General features: G+C 69.2%; 15 protein-coding genes and 1 pseudogene. 9 read left to right on the forward strand and 7 right to left on the reverse strand.

Features of this window, described 5'->3' with window-relative positions; all coding sequences use genetic code 11:
• Positions 1–293, forward strand: a pseudogene (locus Csp2054_RS17995) (hypothetical protein); the annotation flags it as partial.
• 203 nt (positions 294–496) lie between these two features.
• Positions 497–1,228, forward strand: a complete 732-nt coding sequence (locus Csp2054_RS04030; protein WP_096898035.1) for an SDR family NAD(P)-dependent oxidoreductase — start codon at positions 497–499, stop codon at positions 1,226–1,228.
• A 30-nt stretch (positions 1,229–1,258) separates the two neighbouring features.
• Here Csp2054_RS04030 and Csp2054_RS04035 read toward each other — a convergent pair whose 3' ends face one another.
• Positions 1,259–2,464, reverse strand: coding sequence for an MFS transporter (locus tag Csp2054_RS04035; protein WP_141399113.1), 1,206 nt, complete (start codon positions 2,462–2,464; stop codon positions 1,259–1,261).
• A 75-nt stretch (positions 2,465–2,539) separates the two neighbouring features.
• On the opposite strand from Csp2054_RS04035, the gene Csp2054_RS04040 reads away from it, so the two are divergent.
• From Csp2054_RS04040 to Csp2054_RS04055, 4 genes are all read left to right on the forward strand, one after another.
• Positions 2,540–3,199, forward strand: coding sequence for a response regulator transcription factor (locus Csp2054_RS04040; protein WP_096898037.1), 660 nt, complete (start codon positions 2,540–2,542; stop codon positions 3,197–3,199).
• Complete coding sequence (locus Csp2054_RS04045; RefSeq protein WP_096898038.1) at positions 3,196–4,566, forward strand: sensor histidine kinase; 1,371 nt, start codon at positions 3,196–3,198, stop codon at positions 4,564–4,566. Before Csp2054_RS04040 ends, Csp2054_RS04045 begins: the two co-directional genes overlap by 4 nt.
• A gap of 1 nt (position 4,567) precedes the next feature.
• Positions 4,568–5,251 (forward strand): DUF4232 domain-containing protein, encoded by a 684-nt coding sequence (locus tag Csp2054_RS04050; RefSeq protein ID WP_096898039.1) that lies wholly within the window; start codon positions 4,568–4,570, stop codon positions 5,249–5,251.
• A 59-nt stretch (positions 5,252–5,310) separates the two neighbouring features.
• Positions 5,311–6,297, forward strand: coding sequence for a helix-turn-helix domain-containing protein (locus tag Csp2054_RS04055; RefSeq protein WP_096898040.1), 987 nt, complete (start codon positions 5,311–5,313; stop codon positions 6,295–6,297).
• A gap of 212 nt (positions 6,298–6,509) precedes the next feature.
• Here Csp2054_RS04055 and Csp2054_RS04060 read toward each other — a convergent pair whose 3' ends face one another.
• The 3 genes from Csp2054_RS04060 to Csp2054_RS04070 all read right to left on the reverse strand — a co-directional run bounded on the left by Csp2054_RS04060 (position 6,510) and on the right by Csp2054_RS04070 (position 9,538).
• Positions 6,510–8,030 (reverse strand): SulP family inorganic anion transporter, encoded by a 1,521-nt coding sequence (locus tag Csp2054_RS04060; RefSeq protein ID WP_096898041.1) that lies wholly within the window; start codon positions 8,028–8,030, stop codon positions 6,510–6,512.
• A 219-nt stretch (positions 8,031–8,249) separates the two neighbouring features.
• Positions 8,250–8,630: a VOC family protein gene (locus Csp2054_RS04065; protein ID WP_096898042.1), complete on the reverse strand. Its 381-nt coding sequence runs from the start codon at positions 8,628–8,630 to the stop codon at positions 8,250–8,252.
• A 122-nt stretch (positions 8,631–8,752) separates the two neighbouring features.
• Positions 8,753–9,538, reverse strand: coding sequence for a helix-turn-helix transcriptional regulator (locus Csp2054_RS04070; protein WP_096898043.1), 786 nt, complete (start codon positions 9,536–9,538; stop codon positions 8,753–8,755).
• A 295-nt stretch (positions 9,539–9,833) separates the two neighbouring features.
• Between Csp2054_RS04070 and Csp2054_RS04075 the strand changes: the two genes are divergently transcribed.
• From Csp2054_RS04075 to Csp2054_RS18000, 3 genes are all read left to right on the forward strand, one after another.
• A complete protein-coding gene (locus tag Csp2054_RS04075) occupies positions 9,834–10,055 on the forward strand; it encodes an MFS transporter (RefSeq protein ID WP_141399114.1) in 222 nt (73 codons plus the stop codon).
• A 390-nt stretch (positions 10,056–10,445) separates the two neighbouring features.
• Positions 10,446–10,649: a hypothetical protein gene (locus Csp2054_RS04080; RefSeq protein WP_141399115.1), complete on the forward strand. Its 204-nt coding sequence runs from the start codon at positions 10,446–10,448 to the stop codon at positions 10,647–10,649.
• A gap of 925 nt (positions 10,650–11,574) precedes the next feature.
• Entirely contained in the window at positions 11,575–11,769 is a 195-nt protein-coding gene (locus tag Csp2054_RS18000) for a hypothetical protein (protein WP_176491552.1), read from the forward strand.
• 355 nt (positions 11,770–12,124) lie between these two features.
• On the opposite strand, the gene Csp2054_RS04095 is transcribed toward Csp2054_RS18000, so the two are convergent.
• The 3 genes from Csp2054_RS04095 to Csp2054_RS17640 form a co-directional block, all read right to left on the reverse strand.
• Positions 12,125–13,123: a hypothetical protein gene (locus Csp2054_RS04095; RefSeq protein ID WP_141399117.1), complete on the reverse strand. Its 999-nt coding sequence runs from the start codon at positions 13,121–13,123 to the stop codon at positions 12,125–12,127.
• Positions 13,110–13,778 carry a DUF6932 family protein gene (locus Csp2054_RS04100; protein ID WP_141399118.1) on the reverse strand — a complete coding sequence of 223 codons (669 nt, stop codon included), beginning with the start codon at positions 13,776–13,778 and terminating at the stop codon, positions 13,110–13,112. The genes Csp2054_RS04095 and Csp2054_RS04100 overlap by 14 nt, the downstream gene beginning before the upstream one ends.
• Positions 13,779–14,427: 649 nt before the next feature.
• Positions 14,428–15,648 (reverse strand): hypothetical protein, encoded by a 1,221-nt coding sequence (locus Csp2054_RS17640; protein WP_141399119.1) that lies wholly within the window; start codon positions 15,646–15,648, stop codon positions 14,428–14,430.
• Between the last annotated feature and the right edge of the window lie 23 nt (positions 15,649–15,671).

Here is a 15,671-nt window from a genome sequence, read left to right on the forward strand (position 1 = left end):
CCGGCGACACCACCGTCACCCTGGAGAACTTCGTCGTCAACCCCGGCTCGTCCAAGCTCTACGGCGACGTGCTCGTCAACGGCAAGGTCGCCGCGGCCAACGCGTACCTGTTCGAGCTCTGGGGCGGCACCCTCAAGCCGCTGCAGCTCGAGGGCAACGACGCCATCCTGACCGGCACCACCGTGCACATCAGCCAGGACGCCGCCGACCTGCTCAACAAGACCTTCGGCACCGACGCCGTCAAGCGCGGCCTGCTCGTCGGCACCGCCACCATCACCGCCCAGATCAAGTAACACCAGCACCGCAGACCACACGGCGTCGTCCCTGCCCGGGGACGGCGCCGTGTGCTGTGTCGGGGTGTCCGGCCGGAGGCCGGGCGGGAGCACGAGCCGGACGGGAGGCTCGGTGCGCGCCCGACACGCGCCTCCCGTCCGTCGCGCGCCGCGCGGGCGCCCGACCGGCGTGCGCGGTCAGCCTCGGGGCGCAGGATGGCGGCATGGTACGCATCCTGGTCACCGGATCCACCGACGGGCTCGGGCGGGCGACCGCCGAGACGCTGCTCCGCGAGGGACACGACGTCGTCGTCCACGCTCGCTCGACCGCACGTGCCGATGCGGTGTCCGACCTGACGGACGCCGGAGCCGACCTCGTCGTTGCGGACCTCGCCGAGCGAGACGAGGTCCTGGCTGCCGTCAGAACGCTCGAGGACGGTGAGCCGCTCGACGCCGTCGTGCACAACGCCGGCGTCATCTCCGGCGCGTCGATCGTCCCCGTGAACGTGGTCGCGCCGTACCTGTTCACGGCGCTCCTGACGAGCCCCACCCGGCACGTCTACCTGAGCAGCGGCATGCACCGCAGTGGATCGCCGGACCTGGACGGCGTGGACTGGACCGGCCGCACGGCCTCGCGGAGCTACTCGGACAGCAAGCTCTTCGTGACCACGCTGAGCGCCGCCGTCGCCGCGCGGTGGCCCGGGGTGCGAGCCAACGCGGTCGACCCCGGCTGGGTGCCGACGAAGATGGGCGGTGCCGGAGCGCCCGACGACCTGGAGCTCGGGCACCGCACGCAGGAGTGGCTCGCCACCGCGGCCGAGGCGACGGTCAGCGGCGGGTACTGGTACCACCAGGCTGAGCAGGAGCCGCACCCCGCCGTCCGCGACGCACGCTTCCGGGACGACCTGCTCCGCGCCCTCGCCGACGCGACCGGGGTCACCCTGCCGGCACGGTGAACCGGACCGGTGGCCGGGTGTTCGCCGTCGTCAGCGGGCGGGCACCGGCCGGAGCGCACCGGCCGCCAGGAACGCCGCCACGAAGGACACCGCGACCAGCCACAGCGCAGCCAGGGGACCGACGTTCGCGGCGAGCGCCCCGACGACCGGTGGGCCTGCGAAGTTCGCGAAGTAGCCGATCGAGGCGACGACGCTCACCCGTGCCGCGGCGTTCGGCCCGCTCTGCGCCGCAGCGGACATGCCGAGCGGGAATCCCATCGAGACGCCCACCGCCCAGAGCACGACACCGACGAGGAGCACCCACCACGCCGACCCGAGGATGAAGCAGATCGCGCCGAGGACCCCGAGCGCGGCCGTGGTGCGGACGGTCCGGACCCGTCCCAGTCGGTCGACGACCGGTCCGGCGAACACCCGGGTCGCGGCCTCCGCGATCGCGAAGACCGTGAACAGGAGTGCTCCGGCCGTCGGCGACCCGCCGTGACCGTCCGTCACCCCGAGCGCGAGCCAGTTGTTCGCCGACCCCTCGCCGAGCTCGACGCCCAGCATCACCACGCCGATGAGCAGCAGCCTCGGGTCCGCCCAGCCCCGCGCCCACCGACGCAGCCGCTGCCGTGGCGTCGACGACGCATCGTGCTCCTCCGCCCGCGTGCCGTCGGGCACGGCCCGCATCGCGACGACGCCGACGACACCGATGAGGATCGCTTCTGCGATGAGCTGCTGCTCGATGGTGACCCCGAGCCACGAGCACAGCGCGGCGATCCCAGCGCCCAGGGCGGCACCACCGGACCAGGCGGCGTGCATGAGGGGCAGCAGGGTCCGACCGGCTCGGGCCTCGATCGCGGTGCCCTCGACGTTGGCCATCACGTCGAGGGCGCCGATCCCGACCCCGCCGACGACGAACGCGACGGCGGCGAGCGGCGCCGAGTGCACCGCCGCGGCGACCCCGAGGACCGCGACCGCACCCGGGACGAGGACGACCACCCCCGTCAGGGCTCGCCGGCCGCCGAACCGACGGAGGAGCGGAGCCGCACTGAGCAGACCGCCCACCGACCCGACGGTGACGCCGGCGAGCATCACACCGATCGTGCCGACGTCGACCCGGAGGTCGGCCCGCAGCTCCGGCAGCCGCGGACCCCAGGCGGCGAGACTGACACCGCCGATCGCGAACGCGACGATGATCGCCGTCCGCCAGCGAGCGAGCCGCGACTGGTCGACGCCGACCTCGGGGGTGTGCACGCTCTCATCGAAGCGGTGTCCGCGTGTGCAGCGCAAGCCGTCGCACCGTGATCTCCGCGGCGTAGCGTCGTCGGGGTGAAGGTGCTGCTCCTCGAGGACGACGACGAGCTCGGCGCCGCCGTGGTCGACGGGCTCCGCGACGAGGGGTTCGTCGTGGACCACGTCGGCACGGTCGCCGACGCCGACCTGCAGCGGACCATCGCCCGGTACGACTGCCTGGTGCTCGACCGGATCGTGCCCGACGGTGATGCCCTCACGCTCGTCGACGGCATGCGGCGCGCGGGCGACACCACGCCGACGCTGCTCCTCACCGCCCGCGACCGCGTGTCCGACCGGGTCGCCGGGTTCGAGCACGGAGCGGACGACTACCTCGTCAAGCCGTTCGCCTTCGCCGAGCTGACCGCGCGGATCCGGGCCCTCGGCCGTCGCGCTTCCGAACCGGCGCCGCCCGTGCTCCGGGTCGGTGACCTGGGGCTCGACACCGCCCGTCACGAGCTGCGGCGGGACGGGGCGCTCGTCGACCTGACGGCCAAGGAGTTCGCCGTGCTCGAGGTGCTCGTGACCGCCGCCGGACGGGTCGTCGGTCGGACCGAGCTGCTCGAACGGTGCTGGGACGAGAACAGCGCCCCCGGGTCGAACGTCGTCGACGTCCTCGTCGGGCAGCTCCGCCGACGCCTCGGCGCTCCCGACCCGATCCAGACCGTCCGCGGGGTCGGGTACCGGGTGGTCGGGTGACGCCGCCGCGGGGTGGCCGCCGTCCGTCGGACCCGGCCCGGCGGCGCATCGCCCGCATCCGGTGGACGACGACCCTGGTGTTCGCCGCCGCGACCGCCGCCTGCCTGGGGATCCTCGTCGCCGCCGCGCTCCGGATCGATCTGTCGTCGCGCGCCGAGGCGACCGACACCGACCTGCGCCAGCGCGCCGAGACCCTCGCCGACCTGGTGACGTTCGGCGACGACCAGGCGCTCCACCTCGGTCCGGTGCAGCAGAGCCACGCCGCGCGGTCCGTGCCGGTCTACGGCTTCGTGACCGACCGGGAGATCGCCTACGCCCAGCCCGGCCAGGACGCCCTGCCCTCGGACGCCGTGCTGCGACGAGCGTTGGCGGACGCCCGCCGGGCGGACGGCCAGGTGGTGACCTTCGTGGCGCCCGAGGCCGACGCCCCGGACGGTCCGCGCCTGCACTGGGCCGCGGCGACGATCACCGACTTCGGCACCTACATCGACGGCGGGTTCACGGGCGGGATCGCGGTCGCCGGCAAGCCGGTCGCGGCAGCGGTGGGGCACACGCAGCTGCGCACGGGGTTGCTGCTGTCCGCCGGGGCGCTGACGCTCCTCGCCGCCGTGCTCGCGCACCTGGTGGCCGCCCTGGCGGTGCGACCGGCGGTCCGCGGGCTCGAGGCGCAGGAGCAGTTCCTCGTCGAGGCCGCCCACGAGCTGCGCACCCCGCTCGCCACCCTGCGGGTGCTCGCCGAGCGTCGGGCACCGCCCGAGCAGACCGTCCGGCAGGTCGACCGGCTCACCGAGCTCGCCGACCGGCTCCTCCTCCGTGCCCGCTCGTCGAGCCGGACGGCCGTCGACACCGGACCGCTCCGGCTCGACCAGGTCGTCGAGCGTGCGGTGATCGCGCACGTCGAGGCCGCCGAGCGACGATCTGGGCCCGAGGGCGCTGCGGACATCGTGCTCACGGTCGAGCCGACGACGGTCGACGCCGACGCGGAGCTCGTCGAGCGGATCGTCGAGAACGCGCTCGCGAACGCCGCACGGCACGGGGCACCGCCCGTCGAGGTGCACGTCGGCGACGGTGTGCTGCGGATCGTCGACCACGGTCCGGGCATCCCGGCGCGGGCGCGACGGAACGCCCTCCGTGCGGGCGGCACCGGGGGACGGGGGACCGGAACGGGACTCGCGATCGTGCAGTGGGCAGCGGCCGCGCAGCGCGCCGAACTCGAGCTGCGCGACACCCGGCCGGGCGCGTCCGACCCCGGCCTGACCGTCGTCGTGCGGTTCCGTGCCGCCCGGGTCGGTGCCGGGACGGGCGCCTCATCGAAACCTCATCGTCGCGGGTCGAGGGTGGAACCAGGCCGACAGGAAGGAGCCTGAGATGACCACGAGAGCGTGGAGGAGCACGGCGTTCGCCGGGGCGGCGACCATCGTCGCGCTGGTCGCCCTCGCCGGGTGCGCCGGGACCGCGTCGGTGCAGGCCGGACCCACGACGACGACTGCACCCAGCGCGACCACCACACCGGACCCGACGTCGGGCGCGACGACCGCGCACGACGCGAGCAGTGCCTCCAGTCCGGCCGCGGCCAGCGGATCCGGAGGGACGTCGTCGGGCACCGGGACACTCCGCTCGAGCCGCTGCGCCGCCACCGACCTGCAGGGGTCGCTGACGGCGGCCGCCGGGGGCGGCAGTGCCGGCCACCAGGCGTACGACATCGTGTTCCGCAACACCGGCTCGTCGTCGTGCACCCTGCAGGGCTGGCCGGGTGTCTCCTTCGTGGGGAAGGGCAACGGGACGCAGCTCGGCGCACCCGCGGTCCTGGACCGGTCGAGCGCGCACGGCACGGTGACGATCGCTGCCGGCAGTGTGGCGCACGCGACGGTGCTCGTCGCCGAGGCCGGCAACTACGGCGACTGCGGCGCCGTCACGGCGGACGGGTTCCGGGTCTACCCGCCCGGGTCGAAGCGGTCGCTGTTCGTCGACGCGGGGCAGCTGCAACTGTCCGCGTGCACCGCGACGAGCGCGGACCAGCTGCAGGTGCAGGCGGTCCAGCCCGGCTCCTGACNGCGCGGACGGACCGACTCGGAGGCTGTCCGCGATCCGCGGACGTAGGCTTCCGGGAGATGAGCGACCGAACGGATGCAGCACCGGCCGCCGACTGTGTCGGACGGCCGCGCGCGGCTGCGCGCCGCGAGGCGGCGGGCGACGACCTCGCCCAGGCGACCTCGTTCTACGAGCGGATGCACAACGCCCACCGTGTCGTGCTCACCCCCACGGACGCCGCGTTCTCGTACCGGGTCCGCAGCGTCGGCGACGAGCACATGACGATCCGCAGCTCGGCACTGTCCGCCGACCGGTGGGGCCGGATCGAGCCCGAGGGGCACTTCCTGCTGACGTGGGCGCAGGACGGGGCGGCGGCGATCGACGCCGGCACCGACGAGGAGCAGCTGCTCCTGCCCGGGACGGCAGCGATGTACCCGACCGGTCGGGCGCTCACGATCGAGGCATCGGCGGGCACCGTGCTGCACGCCGTGGACTTCCGGGCGGCGTTCCTCGAGGACCTCGACGCGGAGCGGCGTGCGGCGGCACCGCGACGACTGCGCTTCACGCGGAAGCCGGACCCCACGAAACTCCTCGCGCTCCGCCGCCGACTCGCCACGGCTGCGCCGGAACTCCTGCGTCCCGACACCGACCCGGGCCGCCGAGCGATGCTGACCCGGGCGGTCGCGCAGCTCGTGCTCGACGCGTTCGTCGATCCCGGCGACGACGCGGGGCTCGGCCCGAGCGACGCCGTCGGCCGCGCCCTGCAGTACATCGACGACCACGCGGCGGAGCCGATGACGACCGCCGACATCGCAGCGGCCGCGAGGATGAGCTCCCGTGGGCTGCAGCAGGCGTTCGTGCGGGCGGACCTGCCGTCGCCGATGACCGCGCTCCGGGAGACCCGCCTGCGTCTGGTCCGCGATGCCCTGCGACACGCTGACCCCGCGACCACCACCGTCGGGGCGGTCGCCGTGGCGTGGGGGTTCGGGCACCTCGGTCGGTTCGCGGGGTACTACGAGCAGGCGTTCGGCGAGCTGCCGAGCGTGACGTTGCGGGAGCGGGGCTAGAAGGGCCGCCGTCCGGAGGCGGGCACCGCCCGGACGACGTGGCGGTGCCCGCTGCGGAGCCGGCGGATCAGGTGCCGGCCCCACTGCTCCGCCCGATCACTCGGTGCCTGTTCGGGTCAGGCTGGGCGGAGGTCTGTGCGGTCAGTGGCGGCGATTTCAGTGGGCGCGCTGCGGTGGGCGCGCTTCAGTGGGCGCGCTGCGGTGGGCGCGCTTCAGTGGGCGGCTCCGAGGGTGCCGGCGAGCCGGCCGTGGAAGGCCTGGCTGGCGTCGTTCATGCCCCGGATCTCCACCCGCTTGCCGTGCTGGTGGTACTTCGTCTCGATCGCGTCCAGGGCGGCGACGGTCGAGGCGTCCCACACGTGCGACTCCGTCATGTCGATGACGACGAGCTCCGGGTCGCCGGAGTAGTCGAACTGGGTGGTGAGGTCGTTCGAGGAGGCGAAGAACAGCTCGCCCACGACCGTGTAGCGCGCGTGCTGCTCGCCGTCGGGCAGGGTCTCGATGCTCCGCGCGACCGAGGTGAAGTGGGAGACGCGGCGGGCGAAGACGACCATCGCCGCGACGACACCGATCACCACACCGATCGCGAGGTTGTCGGTCGCCACGACGACCACGACCGTGAGCACCATGACGACGGTCTCGCCGACGGGCATCCGCCGCAAGGTCGAGGGACGGATGCTGTGCCAGTCGAAGGTGCCGACGGAGACCATCACCATGACGGCGACGAGCGCGGCCATCGGGATGATCGCGACGACGTCACCGAGGCCGACGACGAGGACGAGCAGGAACACCCCGGACAGGAAGGTCGAGATCCGGGTGCGGGCGCCGGACGCCTTGACGTTGATCATCGTCTGCCCGATCATCGCGCAGCCGCCCATCCCGCCGAACAGACCGGAGGCGATGTTCGCGACGCCCTGCCCGAGGGCCTCGCGGGTCTTCCGGGAGCCGGTGTCGGTGACCTCGTCGACGAGCTTGGCGGTCATCAGCGACTCCAGCAGGCCGACGATCGCCATCGCGAGTGCGTACGGGGCGATGGTCGCGAGCGTCCCGAGGGTGAGCGGGACGTCCGGGAGGAACAGCGTCGGCAGGCTGTCGGGGAGCTTGCCCTCGTCACCGACGGTCGGGATCGCGACCGACGCGAGCACGGTCACCAGCGTCAGCACGACGATCGCGACCAGGGGTGCGGGGATCGCCTTCGTCAGGCGGGGGAGCAGGACGATGATCGCGATGCCGGCGGCGGCGATCGGCCAGACGAGCCAGGAGACCCCGATGATGTTCGGCAGCTGCGCCGTGAAGATGAGGATCGCGAGGGCGTTGACGAACCCGACCATCACCGACCGGGGCACGAACCGCATCAGCTTCGCCGCACCCAGCCCGCCGAGGACGAGTTGGAAGACGCCACCGAGCAGCACGGTGGCGATGAGGTAGTCGAGGCCGTGCTCCCTGACGACCGGGGCGACGACGAGGGCGATCGCCCCGGTGGCGCCGGAGATCATCGCCGCCCGGCCGCCGACGAACGAGATCACCACCGCCATCACGAACGCCGAGAACAGACCGACCCGCGGATCGACGCCGGCGATGATCGAGAACGAGATGGCCTCGGGGATGAGGGCGAGGGCGACGACGAGGCCGGCGAGGACCTCCCGGAGCAGGACCCTCGGGTTCCGCAGGGCGGACAGGACGGTGGGACTGCGATGTGCCTGGACGGGCACGGGCTGCGTGACGGTCGTCACGGTTCTCCTTCGGATGGGGGTGCGGGCGCTGCGCCCGCGAGCGGTGTCGTGGGGCGCGTCGTCGCGCACGGCCGGCGGCGGGAGGGCGTCCGGCACGACCAACCCTTCCGTTGCGTCAGGGTCGGCCTGCTCCGACTCTAACGCAACGGGAGGGTTGTTGTCGCGCGGCCCCGCGATCGCGATCAGCGCGGCGGAGGCGATCCGTGCCTCCAGGCCGGGTCAGTGCGCGACGGTCGCCGGCGTGCTGAACAGGTTGACGACGTTGCCGTCGGGGTCGCGGATCAGCGCCGACCGGTTCCCCCACGGCATCGTCGACGGCTCGAGGACAACGTCCTCGCCGGCGGGCGCGAGCGCGGCGAAGGCCGCGTCGACGTCGGCGACGCGGAACTCGATGATGACGGAACGATTCGCCCCGGGGGTGAGTGCCTCGCCGGCAGCGGCGACGGTGGCGGTGCTCGCGATCGCGAGGTTCGCACCCGGTCCGCTGAACTGCGCGAAGACCGGTGCGGGGCGCTCGGCGCGCTGGCCGGTGAGCCGCTCGTAGAAGGCGACGAGACCGTCGAGGTCATCGGTGACGATGCGGATGGAGGTGAACGACATGGGGTTCCTTCGGTGGATCGACGAGGTGGGAGCACCAGCGTCGTCTCCCCTCGCGACACCGTCCTGTCGGTGTTCCACGGATCTCGTCGCGCGCGTCGGCCGTGTCAGCCGTGTCAGCCGTGTCAGCCGTCGAGGACGGGCCGGAGTCGCCCGAACGGGATCATGAGGTCCTCCGCCCGGAGGGCACGCCGGCGCGCCCGTTCCCCGGTCACCTCGATCGCCAGCATCCGGTCCCCGCGGAACGCCCGGACCCCGTCCCGCCTCCGGCACCAGGCGATGAGGTACCAGTGCCCCTCCTTGCCGATCGACCCCAGGGGCTCGACGTCGCGGGTCGACTCCGTGCCGCTGGCGTCCCGGTACCGGAGGCGCACCACGCGGTCGGCACGGAGGGCCTCCGCGAAGGCGGTCGGGATGGTCGCGTCGTGGTGGTGGTCGTGGCTGTGCTGGCGTTCGTCGTCGTGCTGGTGCTGGTGCTGGTGGTGGTGGTGGTCGTGACGACGCTCGTGCTCGTCGTGCTCGCGTTCCAGGAAGTGCACCCGCGAGGCGAGCGCGCTGGCACGCGCGGCGTCGCCGTCGGGCATGACGGCGAGCACCTTCCGGGCCGCGGTCCGGGCTGCCTGCCGGAACGGGCTCCGTCCCAGCGAGCCGAGCCCGATCAGCACGGCCAAGGCCTCGTCGACCGTGAACCCTGGGGGCGCCAGGGTCGCTGCGGCGTCGATCACGTACCCGCCGGTCCGGCCCGGTTCCGCCCAGATCGGGAGGCCCGCCTGCTGCAACGAGGAGAGGTCGCGTTCGATGGTGCGGACCGACACCTCGAACCGTTCCGCGAGGCGCCGAGCGCTCCGCGGCCGCGGCGCAACGGCCCGGAGTTCCTCAACGATCGCGTAGAGACGGTCGGTCCGGTTCACCGACCCATCATCCGCCAGGTCGTCCGCTCGTCGCGCCGGACGTCGATCGGGTCAGTGAACGCTTGTCACGTCCATGCCCGGTCCGGTCTCAGATCGGCGCTCGAAGCCGTGCCGCTCGGAGAACGCGCCCGTCGTAGAGCGATGTCAACTCCGCAGCGGTCGAGGCCGAGAGTAGTCCATCCCGGAACGGGTACCGTGAGGCCGTCTCGTTACCGGAGCACCCGTGAGAGCCCGGACTGGAAGGCTGGGACCGCAACCCTGACGCCCAGCGAGCATCCCCTCAGGAGGTGAGGACGTGATGAACAGAGATCAGTGGCTCGGGACGTGCCTGCAGGCCCTCGTCTTCGTTCCGTGCCTCATCGGGGCGATCCTCTCCTTGGCGGCTCGCGGCCGAGACTGGTCGCTCGCGGCGATGATCGGCTGCTACCTCATCGCTGGCGCCGCTTTCGTCGCAAGCCTCGTGTTCGAGCTCCGAGCTCGGCGGACCAAGAAGCCGCCGCCGGGTACGCCGGAGTGACGAGGCGGATCACGTCCGTTCGACAGCCGAGCGGTTGCAGGGTTGGACAAGTCAGCTGGCGGACGACACGACGATCTGTGGACTCTGGTTCTAACTTGTCCTTGCCCATGTGATCTCGTCCCTGGAACCACTTCGTTGTCCGCAGTGGGTGTTTCCGGACCGAGTCTGCGAAATCCGCTGCCACACGAAGGTCGCTCCGCCATTACGGGCAACCACCCGTTTCCGCAAGGGCAAGGTCCTGGTTCCTCTGTCCAGGCCGGCGCCCTTTCGTCCACGTGACTGGTGCCGATGTCCGTTCGGCAACGTCACAGTCGAGTTCTGTGACGTGGCGCTGCCGTCGCCTGCAAGGCGTGTGAGATGCAGCAGGCTCGAGAGCAGTACGTTGACCGCATGGATGTGGTCAGCGCGAAGGTGCTTGGTACCGGCGCTTTCGTCTTCGGACTGATCTTCATCGTGACGTCGGCTGTGCGCTCGTTTCGCGCGGACCTCGATGTCGTCCTCGTGATCCTGAACACCGCACTCGGCATCCTCTTGCTCTACGCCGGCGTGAGACTGTGGCGCTTTGCTCTTCGCGGAGCGAAGCGCGACCCGTAGACGATCGGTGGACGAGACAGGGGCGGGGACAGCGAAATCTGCTTGGCTGGCAAGAGGGCAGCAGGAGTGGAGGGAATGCAAGTGGAGGCAGTTTGGCCACTGTGGGTCGTCGGAGGCGCGTTCGTTCTAGTCGGTGTGATCTTCGCAGCAGCTCCTGAGGAGGGCCGCGAGTTCTTCGCGCGGCAGGTCAGGGTCTTCCACGGTGAACGAGCCGCACGGCGCTACCGCACTTTGCCTACGGCGGTCTTTCGCGCGGTCGCGCTCGGGATGGTTGCGGTGGGCATTGTCCTCGGCAGCTTCGCGGCGGGGCTATGATCACGTCGGACCGAGGGCTTTCCGGCCGGGCGATGCCAAGGCCGCCCGGTGACAGATCGGCTATCGGGCGGTCAGGAGTGCTGCCCTGTAGGACGGTCAAATGATTGATCTTGCCGAGACCCGTGAGGTCACGCTCTCGAGCGCCCAGCCCCCCCGAGCGCGCAGTACAAATCGTCGCCGGTTGGTTAGCCGAGAAGAGCGGCAGCCCCGTTGAAGCGATGACGGAGGGCGCTGTCGATCTGGGCTCGCGGTTCACGTACCGGATGTGGGGCGCGACACGACGAGGCTTGAGCAGGCTGCCGATGCGGCTGACTTGGCGTGTTGCCGATAGCGCGACAGGGAGCGGCATCTCGATTCAGATGCGCAGTGACGAGGGCAGGTACCTCGTTCGTACTTACCAGCATCACCTGGTCTACCAACGCACGTTCGACGTGTTGAGCGACGAGCTGACCGCGCTGTTGACGTAGCTGCGTTGTGGCGCCTGTTCGAGGATCCTTAGGTGGACGGTACCGGTCACCGTCGAGGCAAGCGCAGAGAACGCTCGAGGACGTTCATCGCGGTGTGCGGGCTCCGCGACAGAACCTCCACCGAGCGCTCGTACTGTGTCGGGATGACCGAAGCCAGAGCGCCCGCGGCCCTTCCGCGTGCCCTCGTCGTGATGATGTTGATGCTTGCGGCGCTGTTTAACGTGGTGGGGCGCAGTGTCCCTTCGATTTACGTCGGTCCCGATGCAGAACGGCCAGTTCGTCTGGCGTTTGCACAATTCCAAGAACGAGTCGCTCGCGCGGTCAGGGCAAGGCTTTGACACCCTCGCCAGCGCGCAGCGAGCCGCGGCCAGGTTCAGAGCGCTCTCCCCGACGGGTCGTTTCGAGGTCTATGTGAATGCGGTCGACGAATGGCGTTGGCGAGCGTGCCGCGCTCGTATCGCTGTCGCTCGATCGGGTCGTGTTTTCGTGACCCGCGACGACGCCGAGCATGCCGCCGCCGACGTCCGGATCAACGCCGTCTGCGCTACCGGGCCTTGGTCCGGGTACCGGACGCCATGAAAGCGAGATACGAAGCTCGCATGGTGCCGCTATGGGATCGGACCTCGCTTACCTGTTTCGCATCCACAAGTTCTCTCAGTCATCGGGAGGTGGCTGCAGGTAGGCGACCCGCCGTCAAGTATCTGAAGGCAGGTCGAGCTCGGTGTCCGCTGCGACGGGGTAGATCGCTTCGAGCACATAGCTTCGACGGCCCTCGTCCGCGCCTCTGCCAACCGCGGTGTAGATAGTGAAGCGAGCCTCTACTCGTCGGTCCTCGACCGTCGCCAACTGCGCAACGCGCTGTTCCAGGTCGGATGATTCGAAGCTGGCGGCGAAGGTGCGAGTGCGATCGTCAGCCGCGAAGAACATCAAGCCTTTGTCCCAGCGGTGCCCGGTGATTGCACCGGAGGTGTTCCACTGCGTTCGGTGAACGTCTTGGACTGCGAGCTGCTCGGCGAGGTGCTTCGCGCCGCGGCTGGACAGCGACACACCATGCGTTTGAAGGCCCTGCTTCCGAAACTCTCCTGTGACCTGCCAGTCCCTTGCCGCTACCTGTTCCGCGACCTTCCGCAGTTGTGTCCGTGCTCGGAACGGGATGGTCTGGATGATGCCGTCGAGCGCGACGTTGTCCGGATCGGGTTCAGCGTTACTGAAGACGGTCGCGATAGCCCATAGCGAGTCCGAGTACACGTCACTCTCGGTCCAGACGCGGTCTTGGTTCGAGTCACCGGAGAGCGGGGTGTGGCGAGCGTCAGAGCGTTCATGCGGGGTCGGAGCGATAAATGTCGCGCGCACTGACCCGGGCCCTGGTGCGACGCGCAGTGGCGCGCTCATCGCGCCCAGGCGCAGGACGCTCTTGACGTACTCCTTCGACGCATCTGCCATAGCGCTGACGAAGACACCGAAGGACTTGGCGTTCGTGGCGTGCTCCTGAACGTCTCCCTCGTTGAGATGCAGTTCGAGTTCAGCGGCGTCGGGCGCAAGTTCCTCTTCTGCCACGAGTTGCAGTGTCGGGGATGCGTCCGCGGATGCCAGAAGCGCGCCGAGCAGCAGATCGCGATCGGGGTCGTCAAGCGCTTCGCGTAAGGCCGCCCGGAAGAGGTCTTCGAGCGACTTCTCGTCACTGCTCGGCATTGGGATTCGTCACCTCCACGTACCCCTTCCGTTCTCCTTCGAGGAGAGTCTTCCCTGGACCGGTGACGTTTGACCACATGCGGTCCCAGTACTCGAGGAGAGCCGGCTTGTCCGCTGGTGCAGGGTAAGCGTCGATCAGCCCTCCCATGACGGCGACCTTGTCGAGGGCGGCAGGCTTGTTTGCGATGACAGCGGTGACGTCGCTCATCGTGAACAGCGATGCCCGAACGACCCGATCCAGGCCCCCCGGAGGTGTTGGCTTGTCGTACACGACGACGACGTCGGCGTCTTCGGGAGCGGCCCAAGTCTTGTGGGTGATGAAGCCACCGTCGATGCGGAGGCGTGCTGATGGAAGAGCGTCCCAGACGAGTGCTGCGTACAGCGAGAGAGCGTCGAACACACGCTGACGTTGCTCACGAAACGGTGCTTCGACGACGAAGCGCTCATGCAGCTCCTCGAGCGTCGCCAAATAAGGGTGGGCCGCGGGCGGCAGCAAGCCGCGTCCGTCCATAGCTGGAAGCACGATCCCCCTCATGATCATTGGCAGTCCCAGCTTAGAGGTGAGGAAACCGCCAATAACGCCCCAGTCCGGCGGGTACTCAAGCGACCGGGTCGAGCCCTCGAAGTGTTCGCTCCGCCACCACTCTCGTTGCAACCGCGCGCTCGGCAGCCCGGGTCGGGGTGAACGTCGTACTCAGTTCTGCCCCACTCGATCGCCGCAGGACCGCCGAACCTTTCTGCCTCCGAGGGGTGGTGCAGGCAGCGCATCGGGCAGATGCGGCGACGCTGCCCGCAGAACTTGTCGCCAAGAGGCGTTTGCGACCGCTTTCGTGAGCAGGCGACCGTTTTCGTGAACAGTCACAAACAACCTGTCGGCTGCCAGCTATCTTGTCCCCCCAGCGCCGCGGATCCTCGCTCCTGCCACCAAACAGTCCGCGACTACTGCCAAATTACTTGTCCGCCTCGCAGTGTGACATCAGGCGGTCCCCGAAACAAGCGAACAGGCCGCGATTGAGGGGTTCCACGTCGCGGTTGAATCAGCACCCGGGCCTAGGTACGAAGACTGTCCACCTCCCCTTCAACGGTTCTGACTATATGCGCAATCGAGAACCAGGAGCCATCGGTCACTCGACGGCGCGCCCCCAGCAACTTCGTGATCGACTTGATCCGCTCGCCGGGGGCGGTTCGATGCGGCCCTTCGATTGAGCTTCAGGGCCTGGCGGCATATGTCGCTCACGAAAAAGGACGCAGGTATCACCCCAATCCAAACTGAGGGGTTCTCCCACTCCAGACCTTGGCTCGCCTTACAGACCAACCAAAGAAGCATGTGCACGAATACCAGCAAGTTGAAACAGGACTTGTGCGTGATTTGCCTGCGCGGCAGCGCGAGCAGCTGAAACTTGATTCCCCTCCTCGGGAAAGCGCACGAAGGTTACCCTGCCTCCGAACGCGACGCGAGAGAACACCCCACTGAATCCGCGCCGGTTCTTCCGCACCCAAGTGGCAAACGCCCTGGACCGCTTGTCAGCGTGCTCAATCCATAAAGTACTATAGAAGAACGGGTAACCTTCACCATCCAGCCGCGAGGCATGATTGAGAGTTTCGGCCGAAACGTATGCGAACAACGCGTCCCAATTTGTCGTTTCGCAAAGGTCGGCCGGGATCGCCGCGGTTCCGGACAACTCGTCAAAACCGGCCGCGCGGTACGCCGTTGCCAAAGAAAGAGGAACACCGCCTCCGCCCAGCCACGACGTCAAGAGGGGCACAAGTCCCCCGTCGGTCGTTGGAAGAGCGACCGGCACCGTGAACTGCACACGACCGTCGGCAGTGGCGCGCGCGTCTCGAATGGGAAATTCTCCGTTGAGCGCGCTGCAAATGAGAGCGGTCAGTATCTCGACATGGCCCTCTTCGCGGATGTCGTAGCCTGCCTGGAAGAACCCCTTCCACTTCTGTTCAGATTGCTCAGGATTCAAACAGTATCCGCGAACTTTATCCTTCACTCGCGTGAAGTCCGGGAACTGTTGCATGGCCTCGCTGATCTCAGCGTGCGCGTTCGCATCCGGCCGATCCAGCTTGCTGATTCGCGCAGGACCGGTGTGGGGAAGTCGATCGAAAACAGATGCTAGCGGCGAGCGGTGATAGACGATCGGTTCTGCCGGCGGAAGCTCCTGGGGCATCGTCGGCAGGTAGACGCCCGCCTCGATGGCCAATGCTTCACTGACGTCGAAACCGTAGAAGTGCCCGTCGGATTCCGGCTCGGTTGTGTGGTCACGATCGCATATGAACTCCATCCTGCCGCTGCCTTGTGCTGGGAACACGGTCGACGGGGCATCCTCGTAGTCAGTGAGAATGACACCCTCTCCGGCAATCACAATTGGTATGAGCAAGTCCCAAACGAAATACCGCGCAATGGCGTTGTCGACTGCGAAGGTCGCCCTCCCGCAAGAGACCGCCTCCACTTCGGGCAAACTGCGGATCGCCTCCCACTCCGCGTCTGTCAAGTTGCTGAAAGCGAGGCAGTCCATCCCGAGACGCTCTATCTGTTCGA

This window comes from Curtobacterium sp. 'Ferrero' (genome assembly GCF_002412165.1).
GTDB lineage: Bacteria > Actinomycetota > Actinomycetes > Actinomycetales > Microbacteriaceae > Curtobacterium.

Bases quoted from the DNA above. Each gene is read 5' to 3' on its own strand.
- Csp2054_RS04095 (WP_141399117.1), bottom strand. From the start codon at position 13,123: ATGCCGAGCAGTGACGAGAAGTCGCTCGAAGACCTCTTCCGGGCGGCC.
- Csp2054_RS04065 (WP_096898042.1), bottom strand. From the start codon at position 8,630: ATGTCGTTCACCTCCATCCGCATCGTCACCGATGACCTCGACGGTCTC.
- Csp2054_RS17640 (WP_141399119.1), bottom strand. From the start codon at position 15,648: ATGGACTGCCTCGCTTTCAGCAACTTGACAGACGCGGAGTGGGAGGCG.
- Csp2054_RS04055 (WP_096898040.1), top strand. From the start codon at position 5,311: ATGAGCGACCGAACGGATGCAGCACCGGCCGCCGACTGTGTCGGACGG.
- Csp2054_RS04050 (WP_096898039.1), top strand. From the start codon at position 4,568: ATGACCACGAGAGCGTGGAGGAGCACGGCGTTCGCCGGGGCGGCGACC.
- Csp2054_RS04030 (WP_096898035.1), top strand. From the start codon at position 497: ATGGTACGCATCCTGGTCACCGGATCCACCGACGGGCTCGGGCGGGCG.
- Csp2054_RS04080 (WP_141399115.1), top strand. From the start codon at position 10,446: ATGGATGTGGTCAGCGCGAAGGTGCTTGGTACCGGCGCTTTCGTCTTC.
- Csp2054_RS18000 (WP_176491552.1), top strand. From the start codon at position 11,575: ATGACCGAAGCCAGAGCGCCCGCGGCCCTTCCGCGTGCCCTCGTCGTG.